The organism is Mycolicibacterium tokaiense (assembly GCF_010725885.1).
GTDB classification, from domain to species: Bacteria; Actinomycetota; Actinomycetes; order Mycobacteriales; family Mycobacteriaceae; genus Mycobacterium; species Mycobacterium tokaiense.
In genome coordinates this window covers 5,596,498-5,612,732 of the sequence record NZ_AP022600.1, presented here as the reverse complement: position 1 = coordinate 5,612,732, position 16,235 = coordinate 5,596,498, and the positions used below count along the sequence as shown (strand labels likewise).

The 16,235-nt window shown below is 70.0% G+C and carries 11 protein-coding genes; 9 read left to right on the top strand and 2 right to left on the bottom strand.

Annotated elements, in window-relative coordinates; all coding sequences use genetic code 11:
* The first annotated feature begins 15 nt into the window (after positions 1–15).
* From G6N58_RS27070 to G6N58_RS27050, 5 genes are all read left to right on the top strand, one after another.
* Positions 16–1,428, top strand: coding sequence for an MFS transporter (locus tag G6N58_RS27070; protein ID WP_115280762.1), 1,413 nt, complete (start codon positions 16–18; stop codon positions 1,426–1,428).
* Positions 1,428–5,207 carry a bifunctional nitrate reductase/sulfite reductase flavoprotein subunit alpha gene (locus G6N58_RS27065; RefSeq protein WP_115280763.1) on the top strand — a complete coding sequence of 1,260 codons (3,780 nt, stop codon included), beginning with the start codon at positions 1,428–1,430 and terminating at the stop codon, positions 5,205–5,207. The genes G6N58_RS27070 and G6N58_RS27065 overlap by 1 nt, the downstream gene beginning before the upstream one ends.
* Before the next feature lie 168 nt (positions 5,208–5,375).
* Positions 5,376–6,452, top strand: a complete 1,077-nt coding sequence (locus G6N58_RS27060) for a polyprenyl synthetase family protein (protein WP_232068022.1) — start codon at positions 5,376–5,378, stop codon at positions 6,450–6,452.
* Positions 6,452–7,957, top strand: coding sequence for a phytoene desaturase family protein (gene crtI / locus G6N58_RS27055; RefSeq protein WP_115280765.1), 1,506 nt, complete (start codon positions 6,452–6,454; stop codon positions 7,955–7,957). The genes G6N58_RS27060 and crtI overlap by 1 nt, the downstream gene beginning before the upstream one ends.
* Positions 7,954–8,904, top strand: coding sequence for a phytoene/squalene synthase family protein (locus tag G6N58_RS27050; protein ID WP_115280766.1), 951 nt, complete (start codon positions 7,954–7,956; stop codon positions 8,902–8,904). Before crtI ends, G6N58_RS27050 begins: the two co-directional genes overlap by 4 nt.
* 5 nt (positions 8,905–8,909) lie before the next feature.
* Here the strand turns inward: G6N58_RS27050 and idi are convergent, their stop codons facing one another.
* Entirely contained in the window at positions 8,910–9,458 is a 549-nt protein-coding gene (idi, locus tag G6N58_RS27045; protein WP_232068021.1) for an isopentenyl-diphosphate Delta-isomerase, read from the bottom strand.
* Positions 9,459–9,499: 41 nt separating this feature from the next.
* Here idi and G6N58_RS27040 point away from each other — a divergent pair, with 41 nt between their 5' ends.
* Entirely contained in the window at positions 9,500–10,723 is a 1,224-nt protein-coding gene (locus G6N58_RS27040; RefSeq protein ID WP_115280767.1) for a glycosyltransferase, read from the top strand.
* A gap of 23 nt (positions 10,724–10,746) precedes the next feature.
* Positions 10,747–13,242, top strand: coding sequence for an excinuclease ABC subunit UvrA (locus tag G6N58_RS27035; protein ID WP_115280768.1), 2,496 nt, complete (start codon positions 10,747–10,749; stop codon positions 13,240–13,242).
* On the opposite strand, the gene G6N58_RS27030 is transcribed toward G6N58_RS27035, so the two are convergent.
* A complete protein-coding gene (locus G6N58_RS27030) occupies positions 13,232–13,789 on the bottom strand; it encodes a TetR family transcriptional regulator (RefSeq protein ID WP_115280769.1) in 558 nt (185 codons plus the stop codon). The two genes, G6N58_RS27035 and G6N58_RS27030, sit on opposite strands and share 11 nt — an antisense overlap.
* A gap of 85 nt (positions 13,790–13,874) precedes the next feature.
* On the opposite strand from G6N58_RS27030, the gene G6N58_RS27025 reads away from it, so the two are divergent.
* Both G6N58_RS27025 and G6N58_RS27020 read left to right on the top strand, forming a co-directional pair.
* A complete protein-coding gene (locus tag G6N58_RS27025) occupies positions 13,875–14,765 on the top strand; it encodes an SDR family oxidoreductase (RefSeq protein WP_115280770.1) in 891 nt (296 codons plus the stop codon).
* Positions 14,766–14,950: 185 nt separating this feature from the next.
* Positions 14,951–16,207, top strand: a complete 1,257-nt coding sequence (locus G6N58_RS27020; RefSeq protein WP_115280771.1) for an HNH endonuclease signature motif containing protein — start codon at positions 14,951–14,953, stop codon at positions 16,205–16,207.
* Positions 16,208–16,235 lie beyond the last annotated feature (28 nt).

The following is a 16,235-nucleotide window of genomic DNA, read 5'->3' as shown; positions in this document are numbered from 1 at the left end:
GTAGAAATCTCTCCCATGACCCGTGGGAAAACCATCGAGCACTGGGACGCCGAGGACGACGCCGCCTGGGAGTCCGGTGGCAAAGAGATCGCCAAACGCAACCTGATCTGGTCCATCGTCGCCGAGCACGTCGGCTTCTCGGTGTGGTCCATCTGGTCGGTGATGGTGCTGTTCATGCCGCAGGACGTCTACGGCATCGACGCCGCAGGCAAGTTCTACCTCGTGGCCATGCCCACTCTGGTGGGTGCGTTCATGCGGATTCCCTACACCATCGCGCCCGCCCGTTTCGGTGGCCGCAACTGGACCATCGCCAGCGCGCTGCTGCTGCTGATCCCGCTGGTGCTGACCCTGTGGGTGATGTCGCAACCGGGCACCTCCTACACCACGTTCATGGTGGTGGCGGCCTTCGCCGGCGTCGGCGGCGGCAACTTCGCCTCGTCGATGACCAACATCAACGCCTTCTACCCGCAGCGCCTCAAGGGCTGGGCGCTGGGCCTCAACGCCGGCGGCGGCAACATCGGCGTCCCGGTGATCCAGCTGATCGGCCTGCTGGTGATCGCCGCGGTCAGCAACACCGCCCCCTATCTGGTGTGCGCCATCTACCTGGTGTTCGTGGGTGTGGCGGCGGTGGGTGCCGCGCTGTTCATGGACAACCTGGGCAACCAGCGGTCCAATCTCGGCGCCATGGTCGAAGCCATGCGCTACCGGCACTCGTGGGTGATGAGCTTCCTGTACATCGGCACCTTCGGCTCGTTCATCGGCTTTTCCTTCGCCTTCGGCCAGGTGCTGCAGATCAACTACCTCGCCGGCGGTGACACTCCCGCCCAGGCTGCGTTGCACGCTGCGCAGATCGCCTTCCTGGGCCCGCTGCTGGGGTCGATCTCCCGGCCGTTCGGCGGCAAGCTGGCCGACAGGATCGGCGGCGGCACGATCACGCTCTACGTGTTCGTGGCGATGATCTTCGCGGCCGGTGTGCTGGTGGCCGCCGGCGTGCTCGACGACGCCGCAGCCGGCGCCCCCACTGGTGGCCAGATGTTCGCCTACGTGGCCGGATTCATCCTGCTGTTCATCCTGTCCGGGCTCGGTAACGGCTCCACCTACAAGATGATCCCGTCGATCTTCGAGGCCAAAGCCCAGAGCCATGACGAATGGAGCAAGGACGAGAAGGCGGCGTGGTCGCGCAGCATGTCCGGCGCGCTGATCGGATTCGCCGGTGCCGTGGGCGCTCTGGGTGGTGTGGGCATCAACATCGTGCTGCGGATGTCCTACGTCAGCGACGCCAGATCCGCCACCAACGCCTTCTGGGTGTTCCTCGGCTTCTACGTGGTGTGCGCCTTCGTGACGTGGTTCGTGTTCCTGCGGATGAGGCGGGCCGCCACCACCGGTGAGACGGTCGGCCGCTCCCCGGCTGCGGCGGGTGCGCACTGATCACCCGTACTGCCTGCTCCTATTGTGGTGTCGGGTGCGGGATCTCGGTGCAGACCCGCCCCGACGCCGGCACGGGTGCGCCGGTGATCGCCAAGATCAGCGGCGACAAGTTGCACCCCACCAATGCCGGCCGGCTGTGCACGAAAGGTGCCACCCACGCTGAGCTGATGGCCGCCACCGACGGGCGGCTGTCCACCGCGCTGGTGCGCCCCGCCCGCGGGGACGAGCCGGCGCCCACGCCGGTGGACGACGCGGTGGCCGAGGCGGCCAACCGGCTGCGTGCCATCGTCGATCGGCACGGCCCCGACGCGGTGGCGTTGTACGTCTCGGGCCAGATGTCCATCGAGGCGCAGTATCTGGCGACCAAGCTTGCCAAGGGCTACCTGCGCACTGTCCACATCGAGTCCAATTCGCGGCTGTGCATGGCCAGCGCCGGAACGGGGTTCAAGCAGTCGCTGGGATCCGACGGCCCACCGGGGTCCTACGCCGATTTCGACACCACCGACCTGTTCTTCGTCATCGGGTCCAACATGGCCGACTGCCACCCGATCCTGTACCTGCGGATGGCCGACCGGCTCAAGGCGGGCGCCCAGCTGATCGTGGTGGATCCGCGCCGCACCACCACCGCCGAGCGGGCCGATCTGTACCTTGCGATCAAGCCGGGCACCGACCTGGCGCTGCTGAACGGCATCTTGGCACTCCTGGTCGAAAACGGCTGCATCGACGCCGATTTCATCAACGAGCACACCCAGGGCTGGGAGGTCATGCCGGAGTTCCTGGCCGACTACCCCCCGGCCCGGGTTGCCGCACTCACCGGCCTTGCCGAGGCCGATATCCGCCGCGCCGCCGCCATGATCGCCGAAGCCGGCAACTGGATGTCCTGCTGGACCATGGGACTCAACCAGAGCACCCACGGCACCTGGAACACCAACGCCCTCTGCAACCTGCACCTGGCCACCGGCGCCATCTGCCGCCCGGGCAGCGGGCCGATGTCGCTGACGGGTCAGCCCAATGCGATGGGCGGGCGCGAGATGGGCTACATGGGACCCGGCCTGCCCGGCCAGCGGGCCGTCCTGAACGCCGAGGACCGGGATTTCGTCGAGCAGGCCTGGGGCCTGGCGCCGGGGACCATCCGCACCGACGTCGGCCCCGGCACCATCGCGATGTTCGAGCAGATGGCCGCCGGTGACATCAAGGCCTGCTGGATCATCTGCACCAATCCGGTTGCCAGCGTGGCCAACCGGTCGACGGTGATCGAAGGTCTGCAGGCCGCCGAGCTGGTGATCACCCAGGACACCTACCGCGACACCGCCACCAACGCCTACGCCGACGTGGTGCTGCCGGCCACCCTGTGGTCGGAAGCCGATGCGGTGATGGTGAATTCGGACCGCACCCTCACCCTGCTGCAGCAGTCCACCCGACCGCCCGGCGCGGCCCGGCCGGACTGGCAGTTGATCTGCGATGTCGCGGCGGCGCTGGGTTTCGGAGCGGCGTTCGACTTCGCCTCCAGCGCCGAGGTGTTCGACGAGATCCGGCGATTCTGGAACCCGAAGAGCGGGTACGACCTGCGCGGTGCCTCTTACGATCGGCTGCGCCAGGCCCCGGTGCAGTGGCCGGTGGCCCCAGAAGGCGCCGACCGCAACCCTATTCGCTACCTCAACGACGGGGTGAGTCAGACCCTGCACACCCACGCGGATGGCACCGTGCCCCGGCTGGCGTTCGCCACCCCGTCCCGGCGGGCGGTGTTCCACCCGCGCCCGCACATCGACCCCGCCGAGATGCCCGACGACGACTACCCGCTGGTGCTCAACACCGGCCGCCTGCAGCATCAGTGGCACACCATGACCAAAACCGGCCGGGTGGCCGCGCTGAACAAGCTCAACCCCGGTCCGTTCGTCGAGATCAATCCGGCCGACGCCGCGGGCGTGACCGACGGTCAGCACGTCGAGGTCTCGTCGCGGCGCGGACGGGTGGTGCTGCCGGCCGTGGTCACCGAGCGGGTGCTGCCCGGCACCGTCTGGGTGCCGTTCCACTGGAACGACACCCAGGGCGAGAACCTGACGGTCAACGCCCTGACCAACGACGCCGTCGACCCCGACTCCCTGCAACCGGAGTTCAAGGCGTGTGCGGTGCTGCTGCGGCCGGTCGGGCCACCGGTGGCGCCGCCGGCTGCGCAACCGTCGCGGCCCGCCGATGCCGGCACCGGCCCGTTGATCCTGTGGGCGTCGCAGACCGGCAACGCCGAGGAGTTTGCCGCCCGGGTGGCCGAGCAACTGGGCGCCCCACTGCGCAGCATGGACGACTGCCGGCTCGACGACCTGCGGCCTGGCCGCGAGATCGTCCTCGTCACCTCGACATTCGGCGACGGCGGCCCGCCCGACAACGGGGCCGATTTCTGGGCGCGGCTCGGCGCGCCGGAGGCGCCGAGCCTGGACGGGGTGCGCTACGCGGTGCTGGGCATCGGCGACCGGGCCTACCAGAACTTCTGCGGCCACGCCCGCTCGCTGGACGTCCGGTTGACCGATCTGGGGGCCGCCAAGATCATCGACCGCGCCGAGGTCGAAGCCTGGGACGAGGCCCCGATGACCGGGTGGGCAAACACGCTCGCCGGTGTGCTCGGTGGCAAGCCCGCCGCCCCCGTGCCGGGCAGGGCAGCCGCACCGTTCACCAGGAACCGGCCGGTCCTGGCGCCGCTGGTGCGCAACACCCTGCTCACACCGCCAGGGGCAGCCAAGGAGGTGCGCCAGTTCGGGTTCGACATCTCGGCGCACGTCGCCGCACACGGCATCACCTACGCCGCGGGCGACTCCCTGGGGGTGCTGCCGCGCAACAGCGACTCCGCCGTGCAGACCTGGCTGGCTGCCACAGGTCTGGACGCAGCGGCGTCTGTCGTCGTCGACGGGGCGCCGACATCGCTGGGCCGGGCGCTGACCGACAGCTACGACATCTGCCGCGTCACCCCGGGCCTGCTCGAGTTCGTGGCCGCGCACTGCGGCGACACCGCGGCAGCCACGTTCCTGCGCGGTCCGCGCGCCGAAGTCGACCGCTGGCTGCGCAACCGCAACGGGTTGGACATCGTGGCGCAGTTCCCGGTGCGGGCCGCTGCCGAGCAGTGGCAGCAGGCCCTGGTCCGGCTGACGCCGCGGCAGTACTCCATCTCGTCGTCACCCCAGGTCAGTCCGCACGAGGTGCAACTGACGGTGTCGGTGGTGCGCTATCAGGACGGCCGGCGCGGGGGAGTGGCCTCGACGTTCCTGGCCGACCTGCCGGAGGGGACCCCGGTGCCGGTCTTTCTGCAGCAGTCACCGCACTTCCGCCCGCCCGCCGACCCCGGCGCCCCGATGATCATGGTGGGCCCGGGTACCGGCATCGCGCCGTTCCGCGCGTTCCTACAGGAGCGCCGCGCGCTGGGCCACACCGGGCGCAACTGGCTGTTCTTCGGCGGTCAGCACCGCGCCCACAATTTCTACTATCGCGACGATCTCCAGCACATGGTCGCCGACGGCCTGCTCAGCCATCTCGACCTGGCCTTCTCCCGCGATCAGGCCGAGCGGACCTACGTCCAGCACAAGATGGCCGATCACGGCGCACAGATCTGGCGCTGGCTCGACGACGGCGCGCACCTCTACGTCTGCGGCGACGCCGCGCGGATGGCCAAGGACGTCGACGACACCCTGACCGCAATCGTCGCCGAACACGGCCGGATGTCGGTCAGAGCCGCCCATTCCTTCAAGCGCACCCTGGTGGCCGACAAACGCTACGTCCGCGACGTCTACTGACCCGCCGCCGCCCGGCGTCGCAGGTTAGGGCAGCATGGGCACCGACGTCGCCGGCGCTGCCCCGCTGGTGAGCGGTGTCACATCAGAAATTAACGGATGCTCCAATCCGGCCGCGCCGCGGCTACGAATCCGACATGCAGGTGCCCGGACGCGGAGGAGGATCAGTCAGTGCCAAACGACACGTCAGGCGTGCCTGCCGGTTGGCGCGGCGATATCCGCACTGCCGTGCGGGGCCACCTCGACGACTTCCTGGCCGGGCAGTGCCGCACCGCGTTGGGCGGCACCCGGGTGGATGTGGCCGCCGATGTGCTGGCCGGATTCATCGACGGTGGCAAGTACCTGCGCTCGACGTTCATGTACCTGGGCTGGCTCTGCGGCGGCCGGGAAGACCCCGCTGTCCTGCGCGCCTGCGCCAGCTTGGAACTGCTGCACGCGTTCGCGCTGATGCAGGACGACGTGATGGACGAGTCGGCCCTGCGCCGCGGGCGACCGGCCGCGCACGTGGTCTTCGAACAGTGGCACCGCGACCGTGGCCTGGCCGGGTCACCCCAGCGGTTCGGCGAGTCGGCTGCGGTGCTTCTGGGTGACCTGTGCCTGGTGTGGTCGGCCACGATGCTGCGGGAAAGCGGTGTCGACGCCGACGCCCTGGCCCGGACCCAGCCCCGCTTCGAGCAGATGTGCATCGAACTGGCCGTCGGCCAGTTCGCCGATCTGGTCAACGACGCAGCAGCGTTCCCCACCCTCGACGACGTGCTCGACGTGCTGCGGCGCAAGTCCGGCAACTACACCGTGCGCCGGCCGCTGGAACTGGGCGCCGCCATGGCGGGATGCACCGAGCCGGTCATCGACGCCCTCGGGGGCTACGGCATCGCCATCGGCGAGGCGTTCCAGCTGCGCGACGACCTGTTGGGGGTGCTCGGCTCCCCGGCGGTCACCGGCAAGTCGGTGGGCACCGATCTGCAGGCCCAGAAGGCGACCAGTGTGATCGTGGCGGCCCATCACCTGGCCGACGCCGCGGGCCGCCGCGAGCTCACCCGGCTGATGAGCGCACCGCAGCTGCGCGCGGCCGACGCCGAACGCTGGCAGGCGCTCATCCTGGCCAGCGGCGCCGTGCCGTGGCTCGAGGCGCTCATCGACGAGCGCCTCGATCAGGCACTGCAGTGTCTCGACGGCGCCGACATTCCCGAAGCCGCCCGCGCCGCTTTGAAGGACATGGCCATCGTCTGCACGGAAAGGGCTGCTTGATGCGCACCGTTGGGGGAAGAACCGACCGCGTGGTCGTCGTGGGAGCCGGGCTCTCCGGCCTGTCGGCCGCGCTGCAACTGGCCGGGCGGGGCCGCACCGTCACCGTGGTCGAACGCGACCAGCACCCCGGTGGGCGGGTCGGCCGGGCTGACATCGCCGGCTACCGGATCGACACCGGTCCCACGGTGCTCACCATGCCCGACATCATCGACGACGCGTTCGCCGCGGTCGGGGAGAAGCTCACCGACCGCCTCGAGCTGGAGCCGGTGCACCCGGCCTACCGGGCGTCTTTCGCCGACGGCAACGCACTGGCGGTGCACACCGGAGCCCAGGAGATGTACGCCGAGATCGAGCGGTTCGCCGGGCGGCGCGAGGCCGACGCCTACCTGCGGCTGCGGGCGTGGCTGACCAAGCTGTACGAGACCGAGTTCGACGGGTTCATCGGGTCCAATTTCGACTCCCCGCTGGCACTGGTCACCCCCGGCCTGGCCAAACTGGTGGCCCTGGGCGGGTTCCGGCGCTGGGAGAACGTCATCCGCCGCTATCTGCACGACGAGCGGCTGTTGCGGGTCTTCACCTTCCAGGCGCTGTACGCCGGGGTGCCCCCGCAGAGCGCGTTGGCGGTGTACGCCGTGATCGCTTACATGGACACCGTGGCCGGGGTGTACTTCCCGCGCGGCGGCATGCGTGCGTTGCCCGACGCGATGGCCGCGGCAGCGCAGGCCGCCGGGGTGGAGTTCCGCTACGGCGCCGCAGTCACCGATCTGGAGTGGAGCGGCTCGCGCGCCACCGCGGTGCGGACCGCGACCGGTGAGCGCATCGAGGCCGACGCGGTGGTGCTGACCACCGAGCTGCCCGACACCTACCGGCTGTTGCGGCGCACCCCGCGCCGGTTGGTGCCGCTGCGGCCGGCCCCGTCGGCGGTGGTGGCCCACGTCGGCTGCCGCGCCGTCGAGGCCGCACCCGATCACCACACCATCGTCTTCGGCCAGGCCTGGGATCAGACCTTCCGCGACATCATCACCGACGGGCGGGTGATGAGCGATCCGTCGCTACTGGTCACCCGGCCCACCGCCAGTGATCCCTCGCTCGCACCGGCTGGACGCGACCTGCTCTACGTGCTGGCCCCGGCACCCAACACCCAAGTGGGACAGGTGGATTGGGACGCCACCTCGTCGAGCTACGTCGAGCACATGCTCGACGTGGTGTCCACCCGGCTGCCGGGTGTCGGCCAGGACGCCGAGGTGCTGCACGTCGTGACCCCGGCGGACTGGGCCCGGCAGGGCATGGCCGCGGGAAGTCCGTTCGCGCTGGCCCACAACTTCGCCCAGACGGGTCCGTTCCGTCCCGCGAACACGGTGCGCGGGGTCGACAACGTGGTGCTGGCCGGGTCCTCGACGGTGCCCGGTGTCGGAGTGCCCACCGCCGTCATGTCCGGGCGCCTGGCCGCCGACCGGATCACCGGGACCCCGGTGGCCCGGTCCGTCTCCGAGGTGCACCGGTGAGCGAGAAATCCGAACTCGACGCCGCCGGGATCACCGATCCCGCACTGCGCCAGGCCTACGGGCGCTGCCGTGAGCTCAACGCCGAGCATGGCAAGACGTTCTTCCTGGCCACCCGCCTGCTCTCACCCGCACAGCGTCCTGCCGTGCACGCGCTCTACGGGTTCGCCCGCCGGGCCGACGACATCCTCGACGAGGTGGATCCCACCCGCACCGACGAGCAGCGGGCCCGTGAGCTCACAGTGCTCTCGGATGATCTGGCCGCCGGCCTGAAGGGGGACAAGGACACCCTGGACGACCCCACGCTGACCGCGGTGATACACACCGCGCAGCACTACGACCTCGGGTGGGATCTCTTCGACGCGTTCCTGGCCTCCATGCGGATGGACCTGACCGTCACCGACTATCCCGATCGTGCTGCGCTGCAACAGTATATGTACGGGTCAGCCGAGGTCATCGGCCTGCAGACGCTGCCCATCCTCGGCACGGTCGTGCCCCGCGAGGAAGCCGCCCCGCATGCCGCCGCACTGGGCACTGCTTTTCAACTGACCAACTTCCTGCGTGACGTCGACGAGGACCTGCGGCGGGGCCGGGTGTACCTGCCTGCCGACGAGCTGGCTGCCCACCGGGTGGATCGAGAGCTGTTGTCCTGGTGTCAGATTCACGGCACCACCGAACCGCGGGTGCGCAGCGCGCTGCGGGAGCAGCACGCGATGGCCCGGCAGGTGTATGACGAGGCACGCCCGGGCATCGCGATGCTCACGCCGCAATCGCGGCCGTGTGTGTCCGCCGCGCTGACGCTCTACTCGCAGATCCTGGAGCAGATCGAGCGGATGGACTTCCAGATCTTCACCGGGCGTGCGACCGTGGGCACTGCGCGACGCCTCGCGGTGGCCGGCACCGGCATCGTGCGCGCGTGGGCGGCGCGCCTGCGCTCTCCGGCGGCGTGAGCGGATCAGCTCACATGGGCGTCGGCGGCCTCGAGCAGCGGCACCTGCTCGGCCATCCACGGGCTGATCAGCCACGGCGAGCGGGCCGCGTCGCGCAGCTGCGCCCACGACACCCACACCCAGTCCATCACCTCGGCCGGGTCGGCGACCACCGGTCCCGCCGCCACCGCGCGGTATACCGGGCACAGTTCGTTCTCCGCCACCCCGGCGGCGTCCACCGCGTGGTAGCGGAAATCGGGCAGAACGCAACGCAGGTCGGTGACCGGCACACCCAGCTCGGTCAGGGCACGGCGCTGCACCGCGCTGTCGAGGTCCTCGTCGGGGCCGGGGTGCCCGCAGAACGAGTTGGTCCACACCCCGGGGAAGGCACGCTTGTCCAGCGCGCGGCGGGTCATCAGCACGTTGCCGGCCGGGTCGAAGAGATAACACGAGAACGCCAGGTGCAGCGGGGTGGTGTCGTGGTGGACCTCGGACTTGGGGGCCGTGCCGATGCTGCGGCCCTGCTCGTCGACCAGAACCACCAGCTCGGGGTGGGGGGCGCCGTTGTTGCTCACGCCCATCATTCGGTGCCGTCGAGCCCTCGGATCGGTGCCCGGTGGCGGTGATCCTGGCCTACATGTCGCCGGCGCTGGGCCACCTGTACCCGTTCTGCGCGTTGTTGCGTGAACTCCACGACCGCGGCCACCAGATCCACGTCCGCACGCTCGCAGCCGGGGTGGGGCTGTGCCGCGGGCTGGGTTTTGCGGCGCAGCCGGTGGATCCGCGCATCGAGGCCATCCAGGAACAGGACCCGGAGTCGGGCAGCACCCTGCGCGCTGCCGAGCTGACCGTCCAGGTGCTGGGCCGGCGCGCGGCGCTCGAAGTCGCCGACCTGCGCGCGGCCCTCGTCGACGCGCAGCCCGACCTGCTGCTCATCGACGCGAACTGCTGGGGCGCCATGTCGGCCGCGGAGACCGGCCGACTGCCCAAGCTGGTGTTCAGCCCGTTCGTCCCGTACCTCGACGCGCCCGGCGCCGCCCCTTTTGGCCCCGGCTACGCCCCCCGGTCCGATCTGGTGGGCACGGTGCGCGATCTGGGCGCCCGGCTGGTCACCTCCTACATCTTCGATCGGCCGTTCCGGCGCGCGGTCAACCCGCTGCGCGCCCGGCTCGGGCTGCCGCGGGTGGGCTCGGTCGGTGACCTGACCCGGCGCGCGGACGGGATGCTGGTGGCCACGGCGGAACCGTTCCAGTACCCGGGGATCACCTGGGGTGACGACGTGCACCTGATCGGGCCGGCGATCTTCGAACCACCCCAGGGTGAGCCGCCCGACTGGCTCACCGACATCACCCTGCCGGTGGTCATGGTGACTACATCGTCGGTGGCACAAGCAGATTCGGTGCTGGTGCGCACGACCGTGCAGGCGCTGGCCGATCAGCCGCTGCACGTGGTGGCTACCGTGCCCGCCGGTGCGGACGCCCTGGACCTGGCCGCTCACCCGCGCGTCACCGTCCGGCGGTTCGCCCCGCACGTCCCCATCCTGGACCGGGCGGTGTGCGTGGTGACCCACGGCGGGATGGGCGTCACGCAGAAAGCGCTCAGCCGTGGTGTGCCGGTGTGTGCTGTGCCGTTCGGACGTGACCAGTTCGAGGTGGCCCGCCGGGTCGAGGTCGCGCGCTGCGGCACCCGGCTGCCGGCCCGCCGGCTCACCACGGCGCGGCTGCGCTCGGGCGTGCTGTCGGCCATCGGCATGACCTCGGGCGCCGCGCGGGTGGCTGCCGGCTTCGCGCGCGCCGGCGGGAGCGGCCGCGGCGCGGACGTGGTGGAGGCCCACCTGTAGTCGCATGGGCGACAATGGAGCCGATGAGTGACGAACCGGACCGCTACGTGCGGGTGCGTGGGTCTCGTGTGCACAACCTGAGATCGGTCGACGTGGCCGCCCCGCGGGACGCGTTTGTGGTGTTCACCGGCGTCTCCGGGTCGGGTAAGTCGTCATTGGCGTTCGGCACTGTGTACGCCGAGGCGCAGCGCCGGTACTTCGAGTCGGTGGCGCCCTACGCACGCCGGCTGTTGCTCCCCAACGACGCCCCCAAGGTCGACGACATCACGGGGCTGCCGCCCGCGGTGGCACTGCAGCAGCGCCGCGGGGCCACCAGTTCGCGCTCCACCGTCGGCACGGTCACCACGCTGTCGAATCTGTTGCGCATGCTGTTGTCCCGGGCCGGCAGCTACCCGGCCGGGGCCACCGAGCGGTTGGACTCCGACGCCTTCTCGCCGAACACCACCGTGGGGGCCTGTCCGGAGTGCCACGGCCTGGGGCGCATCCACCGGGTGAGCGAGCAGACGCTGGTGCCCGATCCCACGCTGAGCATCCGGGAGGGTGCGGTCGCGGCCTGGCCGGGCGCCTGGCAGGGGCAGAACCTGCGCGACATCCTCATCACCCTCGGGTACGACATCGACAAGCCGTGGCGCAAACTGCCCAAGCGTCAGCGTGATTGGATCCTGTTCACCGATGAGCAGCCCACCGTCGAGATCGATCCGAGTCAGCACCCGGTGACCGCCGACTATTACTACAACGGCACCTTCAGCAGCGCCGAGCGGCACGTCCGGCACACGCTGGCCAATTCGCAGAGCGCGATGATGCGACGCCGGGTGTTGCAGTACGTCGACAGTGTGGTCTGCCCGATGTGCACAGGATCGGGCCTGCGACCCGAGGCGCTGGCGGTCACCTTCGCCGGGCACAACATCGCCGAACTGGTCTCCTTGCCGTTGACGGTACTGGCCGAGGTGCTGCAACCGGCCGCCACCCGAACCGAATTCGCCGCGGCCTACGAATCCACCGAGTCCGGTGAGTTCACCGAGGTGGCCACCATGATCGCCGCCGACCTGGTGGCCCGCATCGCCGTGCTGGTCGATCTCGGACTCGGCTACCTGAGCCTGAACCGGCGCACGCCGTCGGTGTCACCGGGGGAGTTGCAACGGCTGCGGCTGGCCACTCAGTTGCGCGCGGGCCTGTTCGGCGTGCTCTACGTTCTCGACGAGCCGTCGGCGGGCCTGCATCCCGCCGACGCCGAGCCATTGCTGGAGGTGCTCGACCGGCTGCGCCGGGCCGGCAACTCGCTGTTCGTCGTCGAACACGACATGGACGTGGTGCGCCGCGCCGACTGGGTGGTCGACGTCGGCCCGGGCGCAGGCGAGCTGGGCGGCGACGTGCTCTACAGCGGTCCGGTGGACGGGCTGGCCGAGGTTGACTCCTCCGTCACGCGCCGCTACCTCTTTGACCGGAAAGTGCTGCAGCACAATTCTTCCCGAACGCCGGTGGGCACGCTGGCGTTGCGGGGAATCAGCTTCCACAATCTGGCCGACGTCGATGTCGACATCCCGCTGGGCGCGTTTGTCGCGGTGACGGGGGTGTCCGGGTCCGGCAAGTCCACGCTGGTGTGCAAGGTGCTCGGCGACGTCCTGGCCCGCCATCTCGGCCGGACCGAGGCCACCGAGGCCGAGGGCGACGAGGAGATGCTCGACATCGATGCCGACGCGAGCGCCGGCGTCACCGCCGACGGCGCCGAGCTCATCGGCCGGTTGGTCACCGTGGACCAGCGACCGATCGGGCGGACGCCACGGTCCAATCTGGCCACCTACACCGGGCTCTTCGACGCGGTGCGTAAGGCGTTCGCCGACACCGACGAAGCCCGGCGCCGCGGTTGGAGTGCGGGCCGCTTCTCCTTCAATGTCGCCGAGGGACGGTGTGACACCTGCCAGGGTGAGGGTTTTGTGGCGGTGGAGCTGCTGTTCCTGCCCGGCACCTACGCGACCTGCCCGACGTGCAGGGGCGCCCGCTACTCGGAGGAGACCCTGGAGGTCACCTATCGCGGCCGCACCATCGCCGACGTGCTGGCGATGACCGTGGACGAGGCGGGTGAGTTCCTGGCCGATCTGCCCGCTGCCGCACGGAGTCTGGTGACACTGCGCGAGGTCGGGCTCGGGTATCTGCGCCTGGGTCAGCCCGCGACCGAGCTGTCCGGCGGTGAGGCCCAGCGCATCAAGCTGGCGTCGGAACTGCAGCGCGCCAAGCGCGGCCACACGCTCTATGTACTCGACGAACCCACCACCGGACTGCACCCGTCCGATGTCGAACTGCTGGAACGTCAGCTGCATCGGCTGGTCGACGCCGGCAACACCGTCGTGGTGGCCGAACACGACATGACCGTGGTGGCGGGCGCCGATCACGTCATCGATCTCGGCCCCGGCGGCGGCGATGAGGGCGGGGAGGTGGTGGTGGCCGGCACCCCGGCCCAGGTGGCCGCCCACCCCGACAGCCGCACCGCACCGTATCTGGCGGCTGCTCTCAGCCGGTGACGGCCCGCAGTTCGGCGATCGATTCGCGGATGTGCACGCCGAAGTTGCGGTCCCGGCTATCGGCGAGCCACCGTTCGAAGGCCACTTTGAAAACGCCGATGCCGGCCTGGGCGGCCAGGCTGGCCGCCGGTTCGCCGACACCGCGGTGGCGCAGACCGTCGCCCAGAAGCGTGGCCATCGAGGCCAGTTTGATCAATTCCCGTTCCTGCAGAGCAGGATTGGCGTTGATCACCGCCTGACGTTTCACCGAGTACGGCTTGCGCTCGTCGAAGAACTCCGCGGTCGCTTCCAGGGCGGTGGCGACCGCGTCCATCGGTGCGGTGGAGTCCGGCACTGCCGCCAGGGCGGCGTTCATGGCCTGGGTGAGCGCCTCGCCGCGGAACAGCACCTCCCGCTTGTCGGCGAAGTGCCGGAAGAAGGTGCGCTCGGTGACGCCCGCGCGTTCGGCGATCTCCGCGACGGTGGTCTGGTCGAACCCGCGCTCGGAGTACAGCTCCAGGGCGGCCCGTTCCAGCCGGCCCTGCGCGTCGGGTTCCCAGCGAGCCATGCGGGAATTCTAGAGCCATGACAGACGCTGACATCAGGCGTAGGTTGATGTCATTCACTGACATCACGGACACGAAGGATGAACCATGCGAATTTTTGTCACCGGCGCCTCCGGACACATCGGCTCACTGGTGGTGCGCGAGCTGTGGGATCACGGCCATACCGTGGTCGGGCTGGCTCGTTCGCAGGCCTCGGCCGACGCGCTGACCAGCGCCGGCGCGCAGGTGGTCCGCGGCACCCTCGACGACCTCGAGATCCTGGCCGCCGCCGCCCGGGACGCCGACGGCGTCATTCACCTGGCCTACAAGCACGACTTCTCCGACTACGCCGCCTCGGCCGAGGCCGACGTGCGGGCTGTCGAGGCCATGGGCGCCGCTCTGACCGGGTCCGGAAAGCCGTTCATCAACACCTCCGGAACCGCCACGCTCGCCGCCGCCTCGCCTGGTGCGCTCGCCACCGAGGACATGGTGGGTACGGGCCCGCGGGGGGCGTCCGAAGCTGCTGCGCTCGCGCTGGCCGAACAGGGCGTGCGGGCCATCGTGATCCGGTTGGCGCCCACCGTGCACGGGCCGACCGACCTCCAGGGGTTCATCCCGGCCCTCATCGCCAACGCCCGCCGCACCGGTCAGTCGATTTACATCGGCGACGGCGCCAACCGCTGGCCCGCCGTCGACAACCGCGACGCCGCGCGGCTGTACCGGCTGGCCATCGAGTCGGCGCCGGCCGGGGCGGTGCTGCACGGAGCGGCCGAGGAAGGCATACCGTTTCGGGACATCGCCAAAGTGATCGGCGCTCGCCTCGGGGTGCCCGCGGTCGGCGTGTCGCCCGAGGAGGCCACTGAGCAGCTGCAGTTCATCGGTTGGGTTGCGGCGCTGGACAATCCGACCTCGAGCAAGCACACTCAGCAGCTGCTCGGCTGGACGCCGGAGCACCCGACGTTGTTGGAGGACATGCGGGGCGAGCACTACTTCGTCTAGCGATACCGCTACCTTCTCCGACTCAGGTTGTTCGACCCCGCGCCGCGGAACGTGGCCGTGCTATGTGTGCCGCGCCATTCCTCCGATTCGGGCTCTACGCTGTGGTGCCACGGTGACGGGGATGCTTGTCGCTCGGCGTCCTCGCAGCCCAGCTTTTTGTCGGTGGCCTCTGCTTGAATGGGGTCATGTCCACCGACACAACACTTTCGGCCGCTGCCGGGGTTACTCCCGCGCAGCGGCTGGAGGTGTTGTTCGCCGAGATCGCGGAGTTGTCGGGGCAGCGTAATGCCATCGACGGGCGGATCGTGGAGATCATCGCCGAGATCGACCGTGATGGGTTGGCCGGCATCACCGGGTTCCGGTCGGTGGCCTCGTTGGTGGCCGCCAAAACCGGGGTATCCCCGCATACGGCGCATACCTTCACCGCGGTCGCCGAACGCGCAGAGCAGTTCCCGCAGTGTGTGGCCGGGATGCGGGAGGGCTGGCTGTCGGTGGATCAGCTCGGCGCGGTGGTCGACGGCGCCGCTGACGGCTCCGATGCCCACTACGCCCAATTCGCCCGATATGCCACGGTCACCCAGATCCGCAAAGCGGTCCGGCTCGAACCCCCACCCGCACCGCAACCCGAACCCGAACCGGAACCTGAAGCACCGCGGTCCATCACCACCACCCAGGGCCCGCACTCGACCACCTGGCACATCACCCTGCCCACCGCCGAAGCCGCCGAATTCCAGGCCGGGCTGCAATCCCATCAGGACAAACTCGTCGCGGACTGGAAACGCGCTCACGCCGAGAACCTCACCGAGACCACCCCGCCGTTCCCCACCCCGGTGGACGGGTTCCTGAGCCTGATGCGCGCCGGCTGGGACGCCGACGCCGCGGCACGCCCGCACGGACAGCGCACCACCGTCGTCATTCACGTCGATGTCGAATCGCGCCTGGCGAACCTGCATCTGGGTCCGGTACTCGCCGACGCTGATCGTCAGTACCTGCTCTGTGATGCCACCTGTGAGGTGTGGTTCGAACGCGACGGCCAGCCCATCGGCGCCGGACGCGAGACCCGCACCATCAACCGCCGGCTACGCCGAGCCCTCGAGCACCGTGATCACGGCACGTGTGTGGTGCCCGGCTGCGGCGCCACGCGCGGCCTGCACGCCCACCACCTGATCCATTGGGAGGACGGCGGACCGACCGAGCTCGACAATCTCGTGTTGGTGTGTCCGTATCACCATCGCCTGCACCACACACGGGGCATCACCTTGACCGGGCCGGCCAGCCGACTGGTGGTCACCGACGCCACCGGCCGCCACCTCACCAACGGATCCCTGGCCCGGCCACCCACCACAGCGCCACCGCAAGTGGCTCCGCACCCGGGACCGGGCGGCGCCCGCTGCGACTGGTGGTGGTACACCCCCTACCAACCACCACCGGCGGCGGCGTAGGACGCCGCTGGGAACCCTCCGTGAGCTG